A 21797-nucleotide genomic window follows, 5' to 3' on the forward strand; every position below is an offset into this window, starting at 1 on the left:
CGGTCCCTGCCTAGAGTGGAGCGATGACAACCCAGGCCAAGTCAGTGGGATTCCGCTCCGAAAGGGGCCCGATTCTTATTGCCCTGATGCTGGCCACCGGCCTCGTCGCCATTGACTCGACCATCGTGGCCACTGCCGTCCCTTCGATTGTGGCTGACATCGGCGGCTTCTCGTCGTTTCCCTGGCTCTTCTCCGCATACCTCCTGGCCCAGGCTGTCTCGGTGCCCATTTACGGCAAGCTGTCCGACATGGCCGGCCGCAAACCGATTATCCTGACCGGCATCGGGCTCTTCCTGCTTGGTTCCATCCTCTGCGGCGTGGCCTGGAACATGCCGGCCCTGATTGCTTTCCGGGCGTTGCAGGGCCTGGGCGCCGGAGCCGTGCTGCCGGTGTCCATCACCATCGCCGGAGACATCTATTCGCTCGAGGAACGCGCCAAAGTCCAGGGGTACCTCGCGAGCGTATGGGCGGCGTCGTCCGTCGTGGGACCGAGCCTCGGCGGAATTTTCGCCTCCCTGGGCGCCTGGCGGGGGATCTTCCTCGTCAATGTTCCGCTGTGCCTGCTGGCAGGGTGGATGCTGGTGCGGACCCTGCACGAGAACGTCGAGCCGGCCAGGCACAAGGTGGATTACCCCGGGGCGGTCCTGTTGGCCGCGTCGCTGACCCTGCTTATCCTCGGGGCACTCCAGGGCGGACACACCTGGGCCTGGGACTCACCTGTCAGCATCGGCATCTTCGCCGCAGGGGCAGTCCTTCTGGTTCTGTTCATCCTGGTTGAGCGGCGCGCTGCCGAACCCGTCTTTCCACCGTATGTTGTGTCGCGGCGCCTGCTCGGCACAACCGCCCTGGTCTCCTTCGGTGTGGGAACGGTCCTGATCGGGCTGACCTCCTACGTGCCGACCTTCCTGGACGGGGCGCTGGCGACGTCGCCGCTCGTTGCCGGGTTGGCCCTCGCAGCTTTGACCGTCGGCTGGCCGATCAGCGCGTCGCAGGCAGGCCGTTTCTACCTGCGGATCGGCTTCAGGTCCACCGCCCTGATCGGCATCAGCATTACCGTCCTCGGGGTAGCCATCCTCGCCCTGACCTCGGCCGCTCCCAACGTTGCGCTGGTGGCGGGCAGCTGCTTCGTCGTCGGGCTTGGCCTGGGCCTGGTGGCGACGCCCACCCTGATCGCTGCGCAGTCGAGTGTCCCGTGGAACGAGCGCGGTGTTGTCACCAGCACCAACCTGTTCGCCCGCTCCATTGGCAGTGCACTCGGCGTCGCTGCCTTCGGAGCCGTCGCCAATGCCGTTTACGCAGGTTCGGCAGGCGGCGCGGACGGCGGGTCGGGCGTGGTGGCAGCGTCGGGGGCCGTTTTCCTGAGCGTGCTCGTCGGCGCTTTCCTCACGGTGGCCGCGGTGGTCGCGATGCCCGCCACCCCCAGAACGAGCCCACGCCGGCAGTCGCTGAAGCCCGATGCGGCCTCGGACTCGCCCCCGGTGCCCTGACCGTCAGCTGAGCAGGAGAGCCACGCCGATCATCGCAGGCACTGCCACCACGGTGGTGATCAGTACGGTGTCCTTCGCTACGGTGAGGCCGGTGTTGTAGCGGCTGGCGGCAACAAAAACGTTCTGGGCGGTGGGAAGCGAAGAGATCACCACCACGGCGAACAGCGCATGCCCTTCCATACCCAGGACAAAGCGGGCAAAGGCGTAGGCCATGGCCGGCTGGACCACAAGCTTGAAGGCACTCGCCAGGACCGTATCCACACGTCTGCCGGCGGCGGCCTGCAACGGCCTGCCGCCGTTCAGGCTCATGCCGAAGGCGATAAGCATCGCAGGGATCGCGGCGCCGCCGATCAGGTGGATCGGCTCAAGGACCAGCGGCGGAATCTCCCAGCCCGTCCCTGCCACCAGCAGGCCCAGGCCCGCGCCCACAATCATGGGGTTCCGCAGGATCATCAGGACGAATCCCACCGGGGTGGTGCGGTGTGAGCTGGTGCTGGCGTCCAGGAGCATCAGGAACAAGGGCGAGAAGAAGGCTAGCTGGAAGATCAGCAGCGGCGCCACGTAGCTCGCATCGCCGAGGACATAGATGGCGATGGGGATGCCCAGGTTGGCGGAGTTGACCAGGGAAGCGGCCATCGAGGACATCAGGGCCTCGGGCAGCGCGCGCTTCAGCCAGAACTTCACGATCGCAAAGAACACCAGGGCGCTGGCGAATGCCGCGACGGCCGTGACCAGCAAGGGTTCGGCGAAGACTGCGTTCAGCTCTGCCTTGCTGAGGGTCTCGAACAGCAGTGCCGGGCTGGCCACGAAGAATGTCAGGCCGCTCAGGACCTGGCGGCCGTTCTCGCCAAGAATCCGCTGCCGGCCCACAAACCAGCCCACCACGATGATGAACCAGACCACAAAGAAGCCCTGCAGCACGCCTACCAAGAAACGCCCCCGAGGCTTCGGCGGTTATGGGTGCCCGGACTCACGCTCCGGCTACAGCGCGGCGTTGTTCAGGGCGAACGGCGGGCGCATCAGGCCGGGCGTGTGGCCCTCCGCAGGATCGTTCCCGATCTGGACAACCTTGTTCTCCCGGTCCACGTGGACGACCTTCGGTGAGTAGGCCTGCGCCTCTTCGGTGGTCATCTGGGCATAGGTAATCAGGATGACGATGTCGTTCTCGTGCATCAGGTGCGCGGCGGCCCCGTTGATGCCGATGACGCCTGAGCCGCGCTCGCCGGCGATGGTGTAGGTCTCCAGGCGCGCACCATTGGTCACGTCCACGATGGCCACAAGCTCGCCTGGGAGGATATCGGCAGCATCCAGCAGGTCCAGGTCCACGGTGACCGAGCCTACATAGTGGAGGTCGGCATGTGTGACGGTGGCCCGGTGGATTTTGGACTTGAACATTGTGCGATTCATAACAGCCACAGTCTAGCGTCGGCCCCCGGATCGCGCAGTGACGCAGGGAACACTACGTCTCCCCGACGGCGGTCCCGCCGTCGTCGCCCGTCTGCACTACGGAAGCGGCTGTTGCTGCGAGCGTCTCACGTGCGGCCAGGATGGCCGGGCGCTGGGCGCTGGAACGGCGCACCGAGGTAAAGACAGTGCGGTGTGGATTGCCGGGCAGATCCAGCAGCTGGGCGGTGGTGCCGCGGCCAATCCAGACGAGGTCCGGCATCAGAGCCACGGCATTTCCCGATTCGATGAGCCGCATCTGTGCCTGGAGGTCAGCGGTCTCGAAGCGTACATCGGGCTCGAAACCGGCGCTCCGGCAGGCCTGTTCCGCCCAGTGGCGGGAGGCTGCGCCGCGCGGTTCCATCACCCACGGCAGCTCCGCGGTGTCCTCAAGTGCGGTGATGGCAGCCCGGTGGGAAGACTTTGGTGGGACTGCCAGCCTGATGGCGTCGGTGGTCAGCTTGATCCGGTCCAGTTCGGGGTAGCGCGGGGCGGCGTGGCCTGGATACTGTTCGGCGATGACCAGGTCGAAGTCCCGCGCCCAGGTCTCATGCAGTGCCGTTTCCGGTTCGCGCTGGATCATTTCAATCCGGACTTCGGGGTAGGCCGCCGCCATCCGCGAAAGGGTGTCCGGCATCAGCGCCAGGGCCGCGGACTGGAACACCGCTATCCGGACAGTCCCTGTGACAGTGGTGAGGGAAGCCGCGAGGTCAGCTTCGGCCTGCTCCATGGTCTCGAGCAGCTGCGCGGTGTGGGCCACAAGGACCTCCGCCTGCGGCGTCAGCTGCACGCGCCGCCCGGTCTTCCTGAGCAGCTCGACGCCCACTTCCTTTTCCAGCAGGGCCAGCTGCTGGGAGACCGACGACGGGCTGTACTGGAGCGCCTCAGCCACCTCCGCGAGCGTGCCCCTGATCTTCAATTCGCGGAGCAGCCTGAGCCGGCGCACGTCAAGCATGAGGAATTCCTTACCGGATCTAATGAATATTGGTTAGAAGTAGTCACTTTATCTAATGCAACTGTGCTCGCATACTGGGGTGAATGAGTTGCCTCCGTCACAGAGCTGCCAGCGACCGCCGTGACGGGCCCCCCACCCCAAGCAGGAGTTCCTGATGAGCACTAAAGACATGTCCCAGTCGATCATGCGGCGTAAGCCCATCGACGACATTGAAGACGAAAACAAGCACAGCGGGCTGTTCAAATCCCTGGGGCTTTGGCAGCTCACGGCCATCGGCGTCGGCGGCATCATCGGCGTCGGCATCTTCTCCCTCGCCGGGCTGGTGGCGCACGGCAGCGCGAGTGAGCCCGGCGTCGGCCCCGCGGTGCTGTTCTCCTTCCTGATCGCAGGCCTGGCGTCCGCGGCGGCAGCACTGTCCTACGCCGAATTCGCCGGCATGATCCCCCGGGCAGGCTCGGCGTACACCTACGGGTACGTGGCGCTGGGCGAGGTGATCGGCTGGTTCATCGGCTGGGACCTGCTGCTCGAATACATTGCCATCGTGGCCGTGGTGGCCATCGGCATTTCCGGCTACTTTGACGCTTTCCTCTCCGGCATCGGGATCCACATGCCGGTCTGGATGACCTCGACGCCGGATGAGGGCAAGGGCGGCATCGTCAACATCCCCGCGATCGTGGTCTGCCTGATCGTGACCTGGATCCTGTCCCGCGGGACCAAGGCCTTTGGCCGGTTCGAACTGGTGGCCGTCGCCATCAAGGTCGTCCTGATCCTGTTCATCATCGGTCTCGGCATTTTTTACATCGACACCAACAACTACAACCCGTTCATGCCCAGCGGCTTCGGACCCGTGCTCGCCGGGTCTGCCACCGTGTTCTTCGCGGTGTTCGGTTACGACGCCATGAGTACGGCAGCCGAAGAGGCAACGGACGGCAAGAAGCACATGCCCAAGGCCATCATCCTGTCCCTGATCATTGCGATGCTGCTCTACGTTGCCGCCACGCTGGTGCTGACCGGCATGCAGAACTACAAGGACATTGACCCCAAGGCGGGCTTCGCTTCCGCCTTCACCGGAGTCGGCCTGCCCATCATCGCCACCATCATTTCTGTATTCGCGGTCCTGTCCATCCTGACCGTGATGCTGACGTTCCTCCTTGGCGTTACCCGCGTCTGGTTCTCCATGAGCCGGGACGGCCTGCTGCCCGGCTGGTTCTCCAAGACCGACCGGCACGGCACCCCGCAGCGCGTCACCTGGATTGCCGGCATCGCTTCCGCCCTGCTGGCAGGCGTGTTCCCGATCAAAGCAGTCGCGGACCTCACGAACATCGGCATCCTGGCCGCGTTCGTCGTCGTCTGCTTCTCGGTCATTGTGTTCCGCTACAAGAAGCCCGACGCCCCGCGCACGTTCCGCCTGCCGCTTATGCCGGTGATTCCCGCCTTCGGCGTCCTGGCCTCCGCCTTCCTCATGTTCCAGCTGCACTGGGAAACCTGGCTGCGTTTCGGTGTTTGGCTGGTCGTCGGCCTGGCCATCTACTTCTTCTATGGCAAGAAGCACTCGCTGATGAACCCCGACAGCCCGCGCCACGAGGAACTTGTGGAGATGCACCGCCCCCTCGTCTGACTCTCCCCGCAGGACGCTCTGGCACTTCCTGTCACCTCAACCCGGACGCTCTTTCACTTTCTTGAAGAAAGTGAGAGGGCGTTTCCGGTTTTCCGGCAGGTAGTGCCAGAGCGTCCGGTGAAAAGGCGCAGGGAGTGCCAGAGCGTCGATGAAAGCGTTGGGTTTTCTAACCTGTATTGCTCAGAAAACATCGCTTTATCTTATGTGACCGCGGGCTCATACTGATGAATAAGACCCCAACATTGCCGAAGAAAGAACGAGAACCAGCCATGACCAACACTGCAATCGAACCCGGTGTGAACGCCGGCCCGGCGCCCCGCACTGCTGACGTTGACGTGCCCCAGGCACGTGCCCTGGCTGCGGAAACCATCGCGCTGGTCCGTCACTGGCTGACCGAAGCTTCCAAGGTTCCCGTGGACGCTTCCGCGCAGCAGCTCGCCGGCGTCCTGAAGGACCCCAACGGCCTGGACTTCACGGTGGGCTTCGTCGACGGCGTCGTCCGCCCCGAGGACCTGAACGTCGCCGCCCGCAACCTGGCCGCCCTCGCCCCCAAGGTCCCGGCGTTCCTGCCCTGGTACATGCGCAGCGCTGTCCAGCTCGGCGGCGCCATGGCCCCGGTCCTGCCCCAGGTGGTCATCCCGATCGCCCGCCGGGTTCTTCGCGAAATGGTGGGCCACCTGATCGTGGACGCCACCGACGCCAAGCTTGGTCCGGCCATCGCGAAGATCCGCAAGGACGGCATCAAGCTCAACGTGAACCTCCTCGGCGAGGCAGTCCTCGGCGAGCATGAGGCCTCCCGCCGGCTGGAGGGCACCCACGCCCTCCTGGCCCGGCCGGACGTTGACTACGTCTCCATCAAGGTGTCCTCCACCGTGGCCCCGCACTCACCCTGGGCGTTCGACGAGGCTGTGGAGCACGTCGTCGAAAAGCTCACGCCGCTGTTCACCCGTGCGGCCTCCTTCGCCGGGACCGGCGCCGGCCAGAAAGCCAAGTTCATCAACCTGGACATGGAGGAGTACAAGGACCTGGACATGACCATTGCGGTCTTCACCCGGATCCTGGACAAGCCCGAGTTCAAGAACCTCGAGGCCGGCATCGTGCTCCAGGCCTACCTCCCGGACGCCCTGGCAGCCATGATCCGCCTCCAGGACTGGGCCGCTGAGCGCCGCGCCAATGGCGGCGCCGCCATCAAGGTCCGCGTGGTCAAGGGCGCCAACCTGCCCATGGAGCAGGTGGAATCCTCCCTGCACGACTGGCCGCTGGCCACCTGGCACACCAAGCAGGACTCGGACACCAACTACAAGCGGGTCATCAACTACTCGCTGCACCCGGACCGGATCAAAAACATCCGCATCGGCGTGGCCGGCCACAACCTGTTCGACATCGCCTTTGCGTGGCTGCTGGCCAAGCAGCGCGGCGCGGAATCCGGCATCGAGTTCGAGATGCTGCTGGGCATGGCCCAGGGCCAGGCCGAAGCCGTCAAGAAGGACGTCGGCTCCCTCCTGCTCTACACCCCCGTGGTGCACCCGGCCGAGTTCGACGTCGCCATCGCCTACCTGATCCGCCGCCTCGAAGAGGGCGCCAGCCAGGACAACTTCATGTCCGCCGTCTTCGAACTCAGCGAGAATGAGGTTCTGTTCGAGCGTGAGAAGCAGCGCTTCCTCGCTTCCCTGGACAAGCTCGACGACGCCGTCCCCCCGGCCAACCGGCAGCAGAACCGCAGCCTCCCGCCGCAGCCCCTGCCGCACGATTCGTTCAAGGACACCCCGGACACGGATCCGTCACTGCCTGCCAACCGCGACTGGGGCCGGGCCATCCTGGGCCGCGTCCCGTCCTCCACGCTGGGCAACGCCGCCGTCGAGGCCGCCACCATCAACGACGAGGCCACGCTCAACACGGTGATTGCGACGGCCGTTGAAAAGGGCAAGGCCTGGGGCGAACTCTCCGGCGACGAACGCGCCGAGATCCTCCACCGCGCCGGCGACGTCCTGGAAGCCCGCCGCGCCGACCTCCTCGAGGTCATGGCCAGCGAGACCGGAAAGACCATCGACCAGGGCGACCCCGAGGTCAGCGAAGCCGTGGACTTTGCCCACTACTACGCCGAATCGGCGCGCAAGCTGGAAAAGGTCGACGGCGCCACGTACGTTCCGGCCAAGCTCACCGTGGTCACCCCGCCGTGGAACTTCCCGGTCGCCATCCCGGCAGGGTCCACCCTCGCGGCACTCGCCGCCGGCTCCGCCGTCGTGATCAAGCCTGCCAAGCAGGCCCGCCGGAGCGGTGCCGTGATGATCGAAGCCCTGTGGGAGGCCGGCGTCCCGCGGGACGTGCTGACCATGGTCCAGCTGGGCGAGCGGGAACTGGGCAAGCAGCTGATCTCGCACCCCGCCGTGGACCGCGTGATCCTCACCGGCGGCTACGAGACCGCCGAGCTGTTCCGCTGCTTCCGCAAGGACCTGCCGCTGCTCGCCGAGACCAGCGGCAAGAACGCCATCATCGTCACCCCCAGCGCCGACCTGGACCTGGCAGCCAAGGACGTGGCCTACTCCGCGTTCGGCCACGCCGGCCAGAAGTGCTCCGCCGCATCACTGGTGATCCTGGTGGGCTCGGTGGCCAAGTCCAAGCGCTTCCACAACCAACTGGTGGACGCCGTGACTTCACTGAAGGTTGGCTACCCGGAGGACCCCACCAGCCAGATGGGCCCGATCATCGAGCCTGCCAACGGCAAGCTCCTCAACGCCCTCACCACGCTCGGCGAAGGCGAAAACTGGGCTGTCGAACCGAAGAAACTGGACGGAACCGGCCGGCTCTGGAGCCCGGGCGTGCGGCACGGCGTCCGCCGCGGATCCTACTTCCACCTCACCGAGTTCTTCGGACCGGTCCTCGGCGTGATGACCGCTGACACCCTGGAGGAGGCCATCGCCATCCAGAACCAGATCGACTACGGCCTCACCGCCGGCCTGCACTCCCTGAACCCGGACGAGCTGGGCATCTGGCTTGAGAGCATCCAGGCCGGAAACCTGTACGTGAACCGCGGCATCACCGGGGCCATCGTGCAGCGCCAGCCCTTCGGCGGCTGGAAGAAGTCCGCCGTCGGTGCGGGCACCAAGGCCGGCGGCCCCAACTACCTCGTGGGCCTCGGGCACTGGGCCAGCAGCGAAGCCACCGCATCGGCAACAGTGACCAACTCAGGGGTGCGCCGGATCCTGAACTCCACCGCGGATGCCGTCCAGCCGGCCGAGCTTGAGTTCCTGCAGCGCTCGCTGGCATCCGACGCGCAGGCATGGGCCGATGAGTTCGGCACTGCCAAGGACGTCTCCGGCCTGAGCGCGGAGCGGAACATCTTCCGGTACCGCCCCCTGCCGGTCACCATCAGGCTCTCCGAAGGCGCGCCGCTGGCGCACCTTGCCCGGACTGTCGCCGCCGGCGTCCTGGCCGGTTCGGCACTGACTGTATCCACCGCCGTCGAACTTCCCGCCCAGTTGCGCGCCGTGCTCACGGGACTGGACATCAACGTCACGGTGGAGTCCGACGCCGAGTGGCTGGCTTCCTCGGCGCGCCTCGCCGCCGCGGGCAAGCTGTCCGGCGCGCGGATCCGCCTGATCGGCGGAGATGCGACCGCCCTGGCGGAGGCAACCGACGGCCGGCCGGACCTGGCTGTGTACTCACACCCGGTCACGGAGGCCGGGCACGTGGAACTGCTGCCGTTCCTGCACGAGCAGGCCGTCAGCATCACGGCCCACCGCTTCGGAACCCCGAACCACCTCTCCGACGCCCTGATCTGAGCCTGAACGGCGAAGGAACAGCGAAAGGCCCGGCGGCCACCTTGTTTAGCCGCCGGGCCTTTCGCTGTTGTGGATGGGGCTGCGCTTCAGCTAACGGCTGCGGCGCGGCAGGAGACCTTCAGTAGTCACCCCAGATACCAGCCCGGGGGAGCCCACGAGGCAGGAACGCTGTGGGCGGAAAATTCTTCACAACGGGTGCAGGTGTAGGCGACTTCGCCCAGTGTCCTGACCGCCCCGTCGCGCCGGTAAACCGGGGGAATGTAAGACTCCAGATAAATGAATTCGTCCGTGCCGCACTTGTCGCACGTCGGCTTGCTGACGAATTCCGGCTCCGCCCTGGAAGTGATGGAGCTGTGACCCGAATGATGGGTAACAAGCGGGCGCACCGGGTGGTGCGTACGCGTCATTGCTGGGTAAAAATGGGTGTTCTCGGCTGTCGTCATTGGCTGCCTATCCCGAGCGCGGCCGGCCCATGGGCTGCAGGGCGCACTCGTACGGTTTGAACCGGCCACTGCTTGACCCCATGGATAATCCAGCATAGGGGAGGCGGGCTTTTTCTACAATGGTTTGAAGAGCCCTGGTTCAGGGTATCTGTTGCTGTCAGGCCGGTTTCTTGAGGGTCCTGCCCACGATGGCCTGGGTCAGCGCATCGATCACTTCAGCGTTGGCCAGCGGATTGCGGATCAGCGTGAAGTCGACGTCGCCCACCGGCGGCAGGTCGAACCGCCGGGTGATGATCTTCAGGTCTTCGGGAACGAGCGACGTCGGCATAACAGCGATCCCGATGCCCGCCCGGAGTGCCGCCAGGACCCCGCTGATCTGCCGGGTGGTGCAGGTGATCCGCCACGTCCGGCCGTGGGATTCGAGGGCGTCGATGGCCAGTTTGCGGCTGAGGCTGGGGGAGGGGTAAGCGATCAGCGGCACGTGATCCCCCGGTTCAAGGGATGTCTGCTCCAGCCCCACCCAGGAGAAGGAGTCGTGCTGGACCACGGTGCCGTCCTTGGCGCCGGCCACCCACTTGACGAACACGAGGTCCAGTTGGCCCGCGTTGAGCTTCCTGTACAGCTGGTCGCTCTGCCCGACAGTCAGCTCGAGGTTGATTTGAGGGTAGACCTGCCGGAATTCGCGCAGAATCCGGGGGAGCCCGGTGATGGCGAGGTCATCGGCGGTGCCGAAGCGCAGCCGGCCCCGCATGGCGGAGCCGGAGAAGTAGCGCGCGGCGGCGTCATGCGCCGACAGGATGGTCCGGGCGAAGCCGGCCATGGCATCCCCGTTGTCAGTCAGCCGGACGTCTCGGGTGTCCCTGGTGATGAGGACGCGCTTGGCGGCCAGCTCCAGCTTGCGGACGTGCTGGCTGACGGTGGGCTGGGCCAGCCCCAGCCGTTCAGCGGCCTTGGTGAAGCTCAGGGTCTCGGCCACGGCCAGGAATGAGCGGAGCTGGGCGGGTTCAAACACGGAATCTCCTTAGGCTGCCATGGCCTGGGACCTGGCCTATTACGTATTGTAATGCGAGTTATAGTTGCGATAGACCTGCATAATCACGCCTGATCAGTTTAGCGTTGGAGTCATCCCGGACCGCCCGCTTCCCTGAGGACTTCCCTGTGGCACCCCCACCGCCTTCATCGGCAACCGTCAGCCAGCCCGTCATCGACTCCGCTTCGTCCCGCACCCAGCCCATCGCCGTCGTCAGTGAGCACCTCCCCTGGCGGCACACCTTCATCTCCCTGAAGGTCCCCAACTTCCGCATCTTCGCGATCGGCCACTTCGTTGCGGTGATCGCCCTCTGGATGCAACGGATTGCCCAGGACTGGCTGGTTCTGGAACTTTCCGGCTCCGTCACCGCCGTGGGCATCACGGTGGCACTGCAGTTCCTGCCGTCGCTGATCCTCGGTCCGTGGGGCGGGATGATGGCCGACCGGTTCGCCAAGCGCAGGATTCTCATCGTGTGCCAGTCGATGGCCGGCGTCCTCGCGGCCGCCCTCGCATTTCTTGCCCTCACCGGCGCGGTGGAAGTCTGGCATGTGTACGGGATCGCCTTGGTGCTGGGCCTGGTCACTGTGCTGGACCAGCCCGCGCGCCAGGTGTTCGTCAACGAACTCGTGGGCCCGAAGTACCTGCGCAACGCCATCAGCGTCAACTCCACCACCTTCCAGCTGGGCGGGCTGATCGGCCCCGCACTGGCAGGACTGCTGCTCACCGCCGTCGGCGCAGGCTGGGCTTTCGCCGCAAATGCGCTGGCGTGCTGCTCCACGGTGACCATGCTGCTGCTCCTGCGGAAGGACCGGCTGTTCATCAGCACGCCCGCGCCCAAGAAGAAGGGCATGCTCCGCGAAGGGCTCCGGTACGCCCTCAGCAAGCCCACCATTTACTGGCCGTGGCTGATGGCCGGCTTCATCGCCGTGTTCGCGATGAGCCTGCCCGTGCTGCTGGCTGCCTTCGCGGACCGGGTGTTCGACGTCGGTGCCGGCGGCTACGGCCTGCTGAACGCCCTCGTGGCCCTGGGCGCTCTGGCCGGTGCTGTCGCGTCCACCCGTCGCCGGCAGCTGCGGCTCCGGTCCGTGGTGTTCTGCGCCGGGATGTACGGCGTCATGCTGTGCCTGGCCGCGTTCGCGCCGTCCCTGGTGTGGTTCGGCGGGGTGATGGTCCTGTCCGGCTTCTGGTGCCTGATGTTCCTTACCGGCTCCAACCAGCTGGTCCAGGTCAGCTCGAACATGGGCATCCGCGGCCGCGTCATGAGCCTTTACATCATGGTGCTGATCGGCGGCCAGGCAATCGGCGGTCCCATGCTCGGCTGGATCGCCGAAAACGTGGATCCGCACGTTGCCCTCTTCGTGTCCGGCGGGGTGCCGGCGCTCGCGGCCCTGACGGTCGGCATCGTGCTCGCCCGAAAGGGTGCGCTGGGGCTCAGGGTGGATCTCAAGGACAGGCGCCACCCGGTGCGCATCGTGAGCCGGGCGGCAGCCTAAACTCCCCGGCAGCCTGAGAAGACCCGCTTAAACGTCCTGCCCGGGCCCGGCCGGACCGAGCGCCGCCAAGGCCTGCCGGACCGGTGTGAACGGCACTCCCGGGAGCTTGGCACGTTCAGGCGCTGCGTCGTAGGCCATGTCCGCGGCGCCCAGGTGGACCGCCCCGCCCAGCACGCGGCCCCACTGCGGAGCGACGAGCCTTGCGCCCGCGGCAGCGATGCGGAGCAAGGGTAGCGGAACGTGGACAGTCCGGCCGCCGCCGTTGCGCTCTACGAGGAGGTCTGCCAGCTGGTTCAGAGGCAGGTTGTCCGGTCCGCCGATGTCCACGGCCTGGTCCTTCAGACTGCCGCGCAGCGCAAGCACTACTGCGGCGGCCACATCGAGGGCGCTGACGAAGTTGACCGGGTTGTCCCCGCGTCCGAAGACTACGGCAACGCCGCTCTTACGCAGGGAGTTACCCATGATCCCCGCGTAGGTTTCCAGGATGGTGGTGGGCCGGATAATGGTCCACTCAAGGCCGCTGGCCACCAGGTACTGCTCGGCGGCGTACTTCATCCGGGCCAGTTCCATGGGGTGTGAGGAAGACGCCCCGTGCATTGAGAAATGCACAAACCGGGTGGCGCCGGCGGTCTTGGCGGCATCCATCAGGTTGATGTTTCCGTCCCGGTCCACCGCAGCGGGCGTGCTGCCCGACTGGGGGCCAAAGCCACTGATGGCAGAGACGACGGCGGTGCAGCCGCTCACAGCGCGGCCGGCATCCGCGCGGCTTTCCGCAGTACCGAGGACGGTCTGGACGCCGCTGCCCTGTAACTCGGCTGCGCTTTGCGGAGACCGGGTCAACACGCGGAACGGCATCCCGGCGTCCTGCAATGCCCTGGCAAGCACCCTGCCCGCTGTTCCGGAGCCGCCAGCCAACAGGATCATGGCTGGCCGCCTGCGGAGTCGGGCCCGTGTGCCTGGCTGACGTTCATTGCAGACCTCCCGGTTGGGGCTTTACCAGATGCAACTCGCACCGCTGCCGCCTGACCTAAAGGGTGGGGTGCGGGTACTCCGCCCCGCGCTTTTGGAACTCCAGCACGTCCTTGTTCAGCACCACGCCGTCGCGGATTTCGATGGCGCGCGAGATCGTCTCATTGCTGTCCCATGCCGCCGGTCCGCTGATGACCGTCTCGAGGAAGGGCAGCAGTGCCTGGCTGATTTCCCAGCTGGAGGAGTTCCAGAGGTAGGACGGGCTGTGGTCCACCGCGTAATAGTTGATGTGGTCGCCGATGGTGAACATGGGTTCGGCGAACGTTGTGGACCGTGCCCAGCTGAAGCCCATGCCCTCGTCGCAGGAAACGTCAACGATCAGGCTGCCGGGGCTGAACGCTGCAAGGTCCTCGGTCCGCAGGTAGGTCAGCGGGTTGTTGGGGTCCTGGAGAGTGCAGTTGACCACGATGTCGCTCTCCGCCAGGAACGGCGCCAGCGGAACCCGGCCCCGCTCAGTGATGACCTGGCTGAGGAAGGGGGCCTCGGCGTCGTGATCAAACTGCACGATATTCACCGAATGGATCGGGGCGCCAACCGCAGCAACTCCCCGGTTGGTCAGTACCTGCACGTCATGGATGCCATGGGCGTTCAGTGCCGTCACCGCACCGCGGGCGGTTGCACCGAAACCAATCACCACGGCACTGAGCCGCCGGCCGTAGTCGCCTGTCGAGCCGGTCAGTGCGAGGGCATGCAGGACTGAGCAGTAACCGGCCAGCTCGTTGTTCTTGTGGAACACGTGCAGGCCGAAACCGCCGTCGCTGGCCCAGTGGTTCATGGCTTCGAACGCAATCAGCGTCAGCTTCTTGTCGATGGCCAGCTGGGTGATGGCACGGTCCTGGACGCAGTGCGGCCAGCCCCAAAGGACCTGGCCGTCCCGAAGTTCGGCGAGGTCTTCCGGCTGCGGTTTGGGCAGGAGGACGACGTCGGACTCCGCCAGGAGCGCTTCCTTGGTGGCCAATTTGCCCACGAGGGTGGAAAGGTGCTCATCCGAGACGCCGAAGCGCTCACCGTAGCCCTGCTCCAGGATGATGCTCCGGCGCAGCTCGGGGGCAATGCGTTCGAAATGCAGGGGATGGATGGGCAGGCGGCGCTCGTCCGGTTTCCGCGTGGAGGCCAGGACGCCCAGGCTCAGCTGGGTCTGTTGACCATTCACTTCTTTTTGGCGGCCTTGCCGGACGTGGTGTCCAGGGAGCTGGCCGGGGCGGAGGCGGCCCTCTTGTCGGCGCGCTTTTCCTTGATGGACTTGCCGGATTTTGCGGATGCTGCTTGACGGGGGGATTTGTCAGCCATGATTGCTCCTGTAGCGGAACCGAAGAGGTTCCTGACTTCTGACGATACACGCCGGCACCTAACGGGCCGCCGGATCAACCGTGTCCCGGATCCGGCGCGAAGGGCGATGGCGCGGCGGTCATTGTGCGGGCAGGTTCCCGGTGTGAAAATGACGCTCTGGGCACTGCGCCGTGCAGGCCTTGCGGAATTACGGGAACGGCACCATGGGAACCATCACGATTGAAAGCACCGTCCTTATTCCCTGCGGACGTCCGGAGGTTTACGCGTTCTGCGTGGATGCCCAGAGCCGGGCGGCAGTGCCCGGGCAGGAGGGGCAGGTTCTGCAGTTCCAGGACCAGGTGCCGGAGCGGTCCTGGACGGAAACACACGAAGGCCGCGGTGAAACGATGATCTGCTCCTACGTGCTGTATCCGGTAGCCGACAGCACCCGGATGACGGTTACGTCGCAGTACGTTCCCAGCGGGCTCGGGCGCCTGTTTTCCGGGGCAAAGGAGGGCGCCCACCGGAAGCAGGAGGCAGCCCGCCTGGCTGCACTGAAGAAGGCTGTGGAGCGGGGAGTGAGGAAAGCCAGGAACGGCCAGGCGCAGTGACCTGTGGGATCCAAGGGCGTTGGAGCGGCTGACGGGAATCGGACCCGCGTATCAAGCTTGGGAAGCTAGCGCTCTACCATTGAGCTACAGCCGCATCGCCCCATTTTGAGCGGGGCAGAACTTAGCTTAGCGCAGATGCGCAGCCTCCCGCGCAACCTGCGCCGCCCGTTGCGGCCGTGTCCGGGGCACGGCCGCGTCATCCAGTAACTCTTCAATAACGTCGTCCACCGTGGCTAGGTCCGGGGCAGGACGAGTGGCTACTCTGAACCCGTTAGCTGCAGTGTCATGGGGGTGGGGCGGGCTACCATCGCCGACCCCGACGCTGAACGAAGGACTCCATGGCATTTGCAGAGCACGAGGTGCTTATCCGGCGGGACGCCATGGCGGTGTACGACTTCCTGATCGACGGAATGAACCTGCCCCAGTGGCGCCGGGGCATCCGCGTCATCGGCCTGGTCTCCGGGGCCGCAGGAACCAGGGGCGCGGTCTACCAGCAGACGATGACGGGCCGGGCAGGACGGCCTATCCCGGCCGACTTTGAAATCACCCAGGCCAGGCCCGGCGCGGAGATCCAGTTCAAGGTGATTTCCGGCCCGGCCCAGCCCTCGGGCGGTTATTACCTCAGCTCAGAGAAGGCCGGAACGCGGGTCCGGTTTGCCCTCGAATGCCAGCCCAAAGGCCTTCTCGGCCTGATGAACACCGGCATGCAGCGCACCATGAAGGCCGAAGTGGCCCAGTTGATGCGCCTCAAGGACGTGCTGGAGATGCGCCAGGCGGCATAGCGCCCTTCGGCAGCGGCTGTTACTGTGCGAGCCGCTGGCCGGTCCAGCTTCCGGAAATGTTCGACGGCGCCGCGAGGGTTCCGCCGCTCAGGTCCCAGTACTGCACTACATCGTTGGCCCTGCGGAGGGCCACTCCGGTGGAGTTCAGCGCGGTGACATCCCGCAGCGGGCGGATGCCGGTGACATCTCCCCAGCCGGTGGCAACGGTGGCCCGGGTTTCGGCGCGGAGTGCGGTGGTGCCCCAGCCCCGATAGAGCTGGACCGTGCCGTCTGTCTTGATCCCGAGCAAGTCCTGGAACCCGTCCGCGTCGTAATCCACCATCGAGATGCGGTTGGCGAAAACGTCCGTAGCCACCGTGGCACGGGCGGAGAGGTCCCCAAGGCCCCTGTTCGGGTAGAGGTACAGGTTTCCGTAGGTGTCCAGCGCGAGGAGTTGGGGGAGCCTGTTGTTGGCGCACCACCCGCCGACGGCCAGGCTCAGCGTGTCCCATCCGCCGCTGCCCAAGGTGATCGGAGCATTGAAGGCCCCGGCGGCGATGCCCCTGTGCAGGGTCAGGTTGCCGTTGTTCCACTGGGTCAGGAGGTCGTACGCGCCGTCGCGGTCCCAGTCGGTGGCGAATACCTGCTTGGCTGTGGCAAACCCTGAGCCGATCACCCTTGCCGCACCGTAGGTGCGGGCGCCGGTGGACGGACGGTCAAGTAACTGTCCTGCCGAGTCAACCGAGACGAGGTCAGCGGCGCTGGTGATGGCTGCCTTGGACAGATCCTGGGTGGGCGGCATGTGCCTGACGGTCGGATCGCACAGAGTAGGTGATGCGGCAGGGAAGGCATTTCCCCCTGTCAGGGCTCCGCCGGGCGAGTTGACGGTGCCCGCCGGAAGCGTTGTGTAGCCGAAGAAGTTCACCACACCCCAGATCTGGTACAGGCTGTTGGTGTAGGAGATGCCTGCGCCCATGACGTTGAAACGGGGGTCCAGCAGCATTGCGTTATGGCCGGGTGAGCCCTTCCACCATTCCACCAGCTGCGCCGCGTCCCGGTCCGTCCGGATGGCGATGACCTCACCGGCACCATTGTTGGGGCTCAAGGCACGGGGATCCGTCCAGAAGCTGGTCCTGTGCTCGATCACTTCACGGGAGGCAATACTGTCAGACCACTCCTGCGCGAGGCCGGCCACCGTGGGGTGGTACTTCACGACGTTCAGGCCTTTGGACACCCGGTATTCGTTGATGCGGTTAAACACGGTGAGAATGGCTGCTGCGTTGTTGTCCGGCACCAGGGCTTCGGGGGACAGTACCTCCGGCGCGGGCATCGATTGTGTAGAGGGGGCGACTAGTTTGCGCTGGGCGAGTTCCTCGTCCGGCGCCCACAGAGGGGGAATGGACGGCGGTTCCGGCGCCGCAGCTTCGGTGGAGATGGTGACGGGTACCGCTTGGGTTGTCGCCGAGGTGGTGGCGGCGGCGGCCGTCGGGCTTTCGTCCGTCGTGGGCGACGCCGGCGTGATCAACGGTTCCACGGCCGGGGCGAGCGGTGACCCGCCGCCGGTGTCCGCGCCGGCCGCAGCGCCGTCGTCGTCCGTTGCAAGCGCCGGGCCCAGGGTGACCGCGCTCGGCCCCGTTGCTCCAGCGGCCTGGGCCGTCGAAGGGCCCGGCCGTTGGCCGGCAGGCGGCCCGGCGTACAGGCCGGCGGCCGGAGACACGAGCGAGAGCGCGCACAGGACAGCCACAACGGCGGGCGCCGAAAATTTTCTCAAATTCATCCCCAGCTTTTGTTCAGTTTGAACCGACCGGGAGACCATCCGGTGGTTTACATCTGAGGCAACATTAGCCCCACCAGGTAACAGCAACAACGAAAGAATGTGCGCTGTGGACAACGCATAGTAATTTGGGAGGCGTGCTGATCTCTGACCGCGACATACGTGCCGAAATAGACTCCCAACGGATCGTCCTTGAACCGTACGATCCGGTGATGGTTCAGCCGTCTTCGGTGGACGTCCGGATCGACCGGTTCTTCCGGCTTTTCGACAACCACAAATACGCGCATATCGACCCCGCGGAGGAGCAGCCTGAGCTGACGCGACTGGTGGAGGTTGAGAGCGGTGAGCCGTTCATCCTTCACCCCGGCGAGTTTGTGCTGGGCTCCACCTACGAAACCGTCACTCTGCCTGACGACATCGCCGCCCGGCTTGAGGGCAAGTCCTCACTGGGCCGCCTGGGGCTTCTGACGCACTCCACTGCAGGGTTCATTGACCCGGGATTCTCGGGGCACGTCACCCTGGAGCTGTCCAACATGGCCACCCTGCCCATCAAGCTCTGGCCGGGAATGAAGATCGGCCAGTTGTGCTTCTTCCGGCTGACATCGGCCGCTGAGTTCCCCTACGGCTCAGGGGAGTACGGCAACCGGTACCAGGGCCAGCGCGGGCCGACCGCCAGCCGTAGCCACCTGAATTTCCACCGCACCGCGGTCTGACGGCCTCTCGAGTGGTCAGATCCCGGCGCTAACCCTCGCGTTCCAGGTAAGAACCTGTCAGGTCTGGGTGGCCAGCCGTACGGGCCAGCGGAAGGCCTTCACTGCCGGCTCCACATAGCGCGCGGCCAGCGGACCCATGATGGCCATGAGCAGGACGTAGGCGGTGGCCATGGCGGCGAGCTCGTCCGGAACCACCCCGGAGGCCACAGCCAGCCCGGCGATGACGATCGAGAACTCGCCGCGGGCAATGAGGGCCGCGCCTGCACGGAAACGGCCCGGGCGGGCAATGCCGGCACGCTTGGCAGCCCAGATGCCCGTGACCATCTTGGTGGCTGCCGTGACGACCGCCAGGATCAGCGCCCAGCCGAGCACGGGCGGAATGGACGACGGGTCCGTGTTGAGGCCGAAGGCAACAAAGAAGATGGCGGCGAAGAGGTCCCGGAGCGGTTCCAGGATCCGGGTGGCGCTGTGGGCCGTGGCTCCCGAGATGGCAATGCCGAGCATGAAGGCACCTACCGCCGCAGAGACCTGCATGGCCGACGCGACGCCGGCCACGAGCAGCGCCGCCCCGAGCAGGTTGAGCAGGAATACTTCGGAGTTTTCGCTGTGCACAGCCTTGGACACATGGTGCCCGTGCCGGAGTGCCACCATCAGGACCACCGTGACCACTGCCAGGGAAATGCCTACTGTGGTCAGCCCGCCCAGGAAACTTACGCCGGCCAAAGTGGCCGTGAGGATGGGCAGGTACAGGGCCATGGCCAGGTCCTCGAACACCAGAATTGAGAGCACCACAGGCGTTTCGCGGTTACCAATCCGGCCGAGGTCGGTGATGACCTTGGCGGCGATCCCCGAGGACGAAATATAGGTCACGCCGCCCATGACCATGGCCCCCACCGGACCCCAGCCGAGCAGGAGGGCCAGTGCGGCCCCCGGAACGAAGTTCAGCACCAGGTCAAGAACACCGGCCTGCCAGGATCTGCGCAGGCCGGTGAAAAGTTCCGAAGCTGTATATTCCAAACCGAGCATAAGCAGCAGCAGGATGACGCCGATCTCACCGGAGAGATGTGCGAATTCCTGCATACCTTCGAGCTTCACCACGCCGCCCGCGCCGAAGGCGAGTCCGCCTATGAGGTACAGGGGGATGGGTGACATTCCGATCCGTCCGGCCAGCCTGGCCAGGAGGCCGAGGCAGAACACAACGGCCCCCAGTTCAATGAGGGTCAGGGCCAGCGGGTCCATAACGGTTATCCGTTGCGGAGGATATCGGCTGCGCCGTCAAGGCCCTCCTGCGTGCCGACGGCAACCAGCAGGTCACCGGCGTGAAGCACGACGTCGGGGCCCGGCGACGGGACCACCTCGCCCTCCCGCATGATAGCCACGATCGAAACACCGCACCGGGTGCGGATGCACGCTTTGCCCATGGGCTGGTTCTGGAACGGGGAATCCGCGGCAATGGAGAACTGCCGGGTCACGATGCCGGGGATTTCCCGGTGCTCCTCAGACAGTTTCATGGCCAGATGCTGCCCGCCCAGGAGGTTGCCCAGGGTGGCGGCCTCATCCCCGGTGAGGGGAATTGACGCCTGGCAGGTGTCGGGATCGTCCCAGGTGGAAACGATAAGTTCCGTCTGGCCCTCCCGGAGCTCCACGACGCCGATGCGGCGTCCGGAGGCTGTCATAAAGTCCTTCCGCCGGCCCAGGCCGGGGAGATCCGTCTCGTCCACGTTCATGATTCCAGCCTAGTCTTTGCAGGCAGGTTTAGGGTGGCCGCGCGCCGGGAGGGGGCCGCGATGGCGGGACCTTGGGGTTTGTTCGCGTCAGGCGGACGGGACCACAGCGATGGCGGCCTTGTCCGGTGACTTCACCGGCAGCAGCACCAGCAGCCCGGCAAGCAGAACAACCATGATGCCGAGAATGCCCCAGCGCTGCGCCTCGCCGGAAGCGACCCAGGGTGTGGCCAGTGCGATGCAGAGCGTGAACAGGGCGGGCGCCAGGAAACTGACGGCCCGGCCGGTGGTGGCGTAAAGCCCGAAGAGCTCGCCGGACTCGCCGTGCGGTGCCAAACGCGCCAGGTACGCCCGGGACGAGGACTGGGCCGGGCCCACAAAAAGGCACAGGAACAGGCCGAAGACCCAGAACGTGGTGGTCCCGGCCCACTCCGTCCCGAAGAAGACGTAATCGCCATTGCCGAGGACCAGGATCATGGTGCCGGCGAGCAGCAGCCCCACCAGCGAGCCGATGATCACTGCCTTGGGCCCCACCCTGTCGTCGAGGAACCCGCCGATGACCGCACCCACCGCTGCCACCACGTTGCCGAAGATGGCGAAGAAGATGACCTGCGACAGTTCAAAGCCGAAGGTGCCGGCCGCGATGACGCCGCCGAACGTGAATACTGCGGCCAGGCCGTCGCGGAAGACGGCGCTGGCGAGGAGGAAGTAGATGGTGTGCGGGCTGGTGGCGTAGATGGCCTTGATCCGGCGGACGAGCAGTGCGTAGGACGCCAGGAAGCCCAGCGGCCTGACCTGCGCCGGACGCGGCAGTTCCGGGACCGCGAACAGGACGGGCAGGGCGAAAATAAAGAACCACAGGGCGGAGAACACGGCAACCAGGCGGATGTTGAGGCTGTTTTCCGTGGAAGCGCCAAACCAGTCAAAGCGGGGCTGGACGAACAGCTGCAGCACCACCAGGAGTGCCACGATGCCGCCCAGGTATCCCATGGCCCAGCCGAAGCCACTGACCTTGCCGATGTTCTTCGGAGTCGAAATCTGGGTGAGCATGGCGTTGTAGTTCACGCCCGCGAACTCGAAGAACACATTCCCCAGTGCAATCAGCGAAACCCCCAGCAGCAGGAACTCCGGCCGCGGGAAGACGAAGAAACACAGTGCCGTGAGGATGGCGACGGCGGCCGTGTTGACGCCCAGCCACAGCTTGCGCCGGCCGCCCGCGTCCGACCGCTGCCCGGTCACCGGGGCGAGCAGGGCAATCGCCAGGCCGGCGACGGCCAGCGCTCCACCGAGGACCGCCGAGGCCTGATCCTCGCCGCCGAACGCCTTGGAGGTGAGGTAGACGGTGAAGACGAAGGTGGTCATGACCGCGTTGAAAGCCGCAGAGCCCCAGTCCCAGGCTGCCCAGGCAATCACCCGGCCCTTGCCCGCGGCTTGGTTTCCGGAGGCTAGTTCCGATGGCGGCTGCGTGGCCTCGGGAGCGCTGGCGGTGTTCATAGGCTGAATGGTATCCGCCCGTGGCGAACATGGAGTTCACGGCTGCCCGGACACCCGGGAAATCCGCTGGCCGGCAGTTCGTGCCCGGGAAAATTGTCCTTAGGGCCTTGATAAACTGTGGCCACCGAATCCAACGAATTGACCGCCTGCCCCAACTTTGACAATCGAATC

Annotated in this window: 18 protein-coding genes and 1 tRNA gene; 7 read left to right on the forward strand and 12 right to left on the reverse strand. The window is 65.7% G+C overall.

Going from position 1 to position 21797, the window contains the following annotated elements; genetic code table 11:
• Positions 1 to 23: 23 nt before the first annotated feature.
• Positions 24 to 1487: an MFS transporter gene (locus ABIA70_RS19870; protein ID WP_354149306.1), complete on the forward strand. Its 1464-nt coding sequence runs from the start codon at positions 24 to 26 to the stop codon at positions 1485 to 1487.
• 3 nt (positions 1488 to 1490) lie between these two features.
• On the opposite strand, the gene ABIA70_RS19875 is transcribed toward ABIA70_RS19870, so the two are convergent.
• From ABIA70_RS19875 to ABIA70_RS19885, 3 genes are read right to left on the reverse strand one after another with little or no spacing between them, the layout of a single operon-like run.
• Complete coding sequence (locus ABIA70_RS19875; RefSeq protein ID WP_354149307.1) at positions 1491 to 2417, reverse strand: AEC family transporter; 927 nt, start codon at positions 2415 to 2417, stop codon at positions 1491 to 1493.
• A 51-nt stretch (positions 2418 to 2468) separates the two neighbouring features.
• Positions 2469 to 2894 (reverse strand): aspartate 1-decarboxylase, encoded by a 426-nt coding sequence (gene panD / locus ABIA70_RS19880; protein ID WP_354149308.1) that lies wholly within the window; start codon positions 2892 to 2894, stop codon positions 2469 to 2471.
• 52 nt (positions 2895 to 2946) lie between these two features.
• The gene (locus ABIA70_RS19885; RefSeq protein WP_354149309.1) at positions 2947 to 3885 is read right to left on the reverse strand and encodes a LysR substrate-binding domain-containing protein; all 939 of its coding nucleotides are present in this window, start codon (positions 3883 to 3885) and stop codon (positions 2947 to 2949) included.
• A gap of 154 nt (positions 3886 to 4039) precedes the next feature.
• Here ABIA70_RS19885 and ABIA70_RS19890 point away from each other — a divergent pair, with 154 nt between their 5' ends.
• Entirely contained in the window at positions 4040 to 5503 is a 1464-nt protein-coding gene (locus tag ABIA70_RS19890) for an amino acid permease (protein ID WP_354149310.1), read from the forward strand.
• Between the two features lie 269 nt (positions 5504 to 5772).
• Positions 5773 to 9285, forward strand: coding sequence for a bifunctional proline dehydrogenase/L-glutamate gamma-semialdehyde dehydrogenase (locus ABIA70_RS19895; protein WP_354149311.1), 3513 nt, complete (start codon positions 5773 to 5775; stop codon positions 9283 to 9285).
• Between the two features lie 600 nt (positions 9286 to 9885).
• Here ABIA70_RS19895 and ABIA70_RS19900 read toward each other — a convergent pair.
• Positions 9886 to 10740, reverse strand: coding sequence for a LysR family transcriptional regulator (locus ABIA70_RS19900; protein WP_354149312.1), 855 nt, complete (start codon positions 10738 to 10740; stop codon positions 9886 to 9888).
• A 146-nt stretch (positions 10741 to 10886) separates the two neighbouring features.
• Between ABIA70_RS19900 and ABIA70_RS19905 the strand changes: the two genes are divergently transcribed.
• Positions 10887 to 12251, forward strand: a complete 1365-nt coding sequence (locus ABIA70_RS19905) for an MFS transporter (RefSeq protein WP_354149313.1) — start codon at positions 10887 to 10889, stop codon at positions 12249 to 12251.
• A gap of 27 nt (positions 12252 to 12278) precedes the next feature.
• Here the strand turns inward: ABIA70_RS19905 and ABIA70_RS19910 are convergent, their stop codons facing one another.
• The 3 genes from ABIA70_RS19910 to ABIA70_RS19920 all read right to left on the reverse strand — a co-directional run bounded on the left by ABIA70_RS19910 (position 12279) and on the right by ABIA70_RS19920 (position 14570).
• Positions 12279 to 13175 carry an SDR family oxidoreductase gene (locus ABIA70_RS19910; protein ID WP_354149314.1) on the reverse strand — a complete coding sequence of 299 codons (897 nt, stop codon included), beginning with the start codon at positions 13173 to 13175 and terminating at the stop codon, positions 12279 to 12281.
• A gap of 103 nt (positions 13176 to 13278) precedes the next feature.
• Positions 13279 to 14433 (reverse strand): N(5)-(carboxyethyl)ornithine synthase, encoded by a 1155-nt coding sequence (locus tag ABIA70_RS19915; protein ID WP_354149315.1) that lies wholly within the window; start codon positions 14431 to 14433, stop codon positions 13279 to 13281.
• The gene (locus ABIA70_RS19920; protein WP_354149316.1) at positions 14430 to 14570 is read right to left on the reverse strand and encodes a hypothetical protein; all 141 of its coding nucleotides are present in this window, start codon (positions 14568 to 14570) and stop codon (positions 14430 to 14432) included. Before ABIA70_RS19920 ends, ABIA70_RS19915 begins: the two co-directional genes overlap by 4 nt.
• A gap of 203 nt (positions 14571 to 14773) precedes the next feature.
• On the opposite strand from ABIA70_RS19920, the gene ABIA70_RS19925 reads away from it, so the two are divergent.
• A complete protein-coding gene (locus ABIA70_RS19925) occupies positions 14774 to 15160 on the forward strand; it encodes a hypothetical protein (protein ID WP_354149317.1) in 387 nt (128 codons plus the stop codon).
• A 20-nt stretch (positions 15161 to 15180) separates the two neighbouring features.
• Here ABIA70_RS19925 and ABIA70_RS19930 read toward each other — a convergent pair.
• Positions 15181 to 15254: transfer RNA gene (locus ABIA70_RS19930), tRNA-Gly, on the reverse strand.
• A 244-nt stretch (positions 15255 to 15498) separates the two neighbouring features.
• Here ABIA70_RS19930 and ABIA70_RS19935 point away from each other — a divergent pair.
• Entirely contained in the window at positions 15499 to 15942 is a 444-nt protein-coding gene (locus tag ABIA70_RS19935; protein ID WP_354149318.1) for an SRPBCC family protein, read from the forward strand.
• Between the two features lie 19 nt (positions 15943 to 15961).
• Here ABIA70_RS19935 and ABIA70_RS19940 read toward each other — a convergent pair whose 3' ends face one another.
• Positions 15962 to 17698 carry a CAP domain-containing protein gene (locus tag ABIA70_RS19940; protein ID WP_354149319.1) on the reverse strand — a complete coding sequence of 579 codons (1737 nt, stop codon included), beginning with the start codon at positions 17696 to 17698 and terminating at the stop codon, positions 15962 to 15964.
• 134 nt (positions 17699 to 17832) lie between these two features.
• Here ABIA70_RS19940 and dcd point away from each other — a divergent pair, with 134 nt between their 5' ends.
• Positions 17833 to 18408, forward strand: coding sequence for a dCTP deaminase (gene dcd / locus ABIA70_RS19945; RefSeq protein ID WP_354149320.1), 576 nt, complete (start codon positions 17833 to 17835; stop codon positions 18406 to 18408).
• Between the two features lie 57 nt (positions 18409 to 18465).
• Here dcd and ABIA70_RS19950 read toward each other — a convergent pair whose 3' ends face one another.
• The 3 genes from ABIA70_RS19950 to ABIA70_RS19960 all read right to left on the reverse strand — a co-directional run bounded on the left by ABIA70_RS19950 (position 18466) and on the right by ABIA70_RS19960 (position 21626).
• Positions 18466 to 19647 (reverse strand): cation:proton antiporter, encoded by a 1182-nt coding sequence (locus ABIA70_RS19950; RefSeq protein WP_354149321.1) that lies wholly within the window; start codon positions 19645 to 19647, stop codon positions 18466 to 18468.
• Between the two features lie 5 nt (positions 19648 to 19652).
• The gene (locus ABIA70_RS19955) at positions 19653 to 20135 is read right to left on the reverse strand and encodes a cation:proton antiporter regulatory subunit (protein WP_354149322.1); all 483 of its coding nucleotides are present in this window, start codon (positions 20133 to 20135) and stop codon (positions 19653 to 19655) included.
• Positions 20136 to 20222: 87 nt separating this feature from the next.
• Entirely contained in the window at positions 20223 to 21626 is a 1404-nt protein-coding gene (locus ABIA70_RS19960) for an MFS transporter (RefSeq protein WP_354149323.1), read from the reverse strand.
• Positions 21627 to 21797 lie beyond the last annotated feature (171 nt).

Source organism: Arthrobacter sp. 754 (assembly GCF_040548695.1).
Lineage (GTDB): Bacteria > Actinomycetota > Actinomycetes > Actinomycetales > Micrococcaceae > Arthrobacter.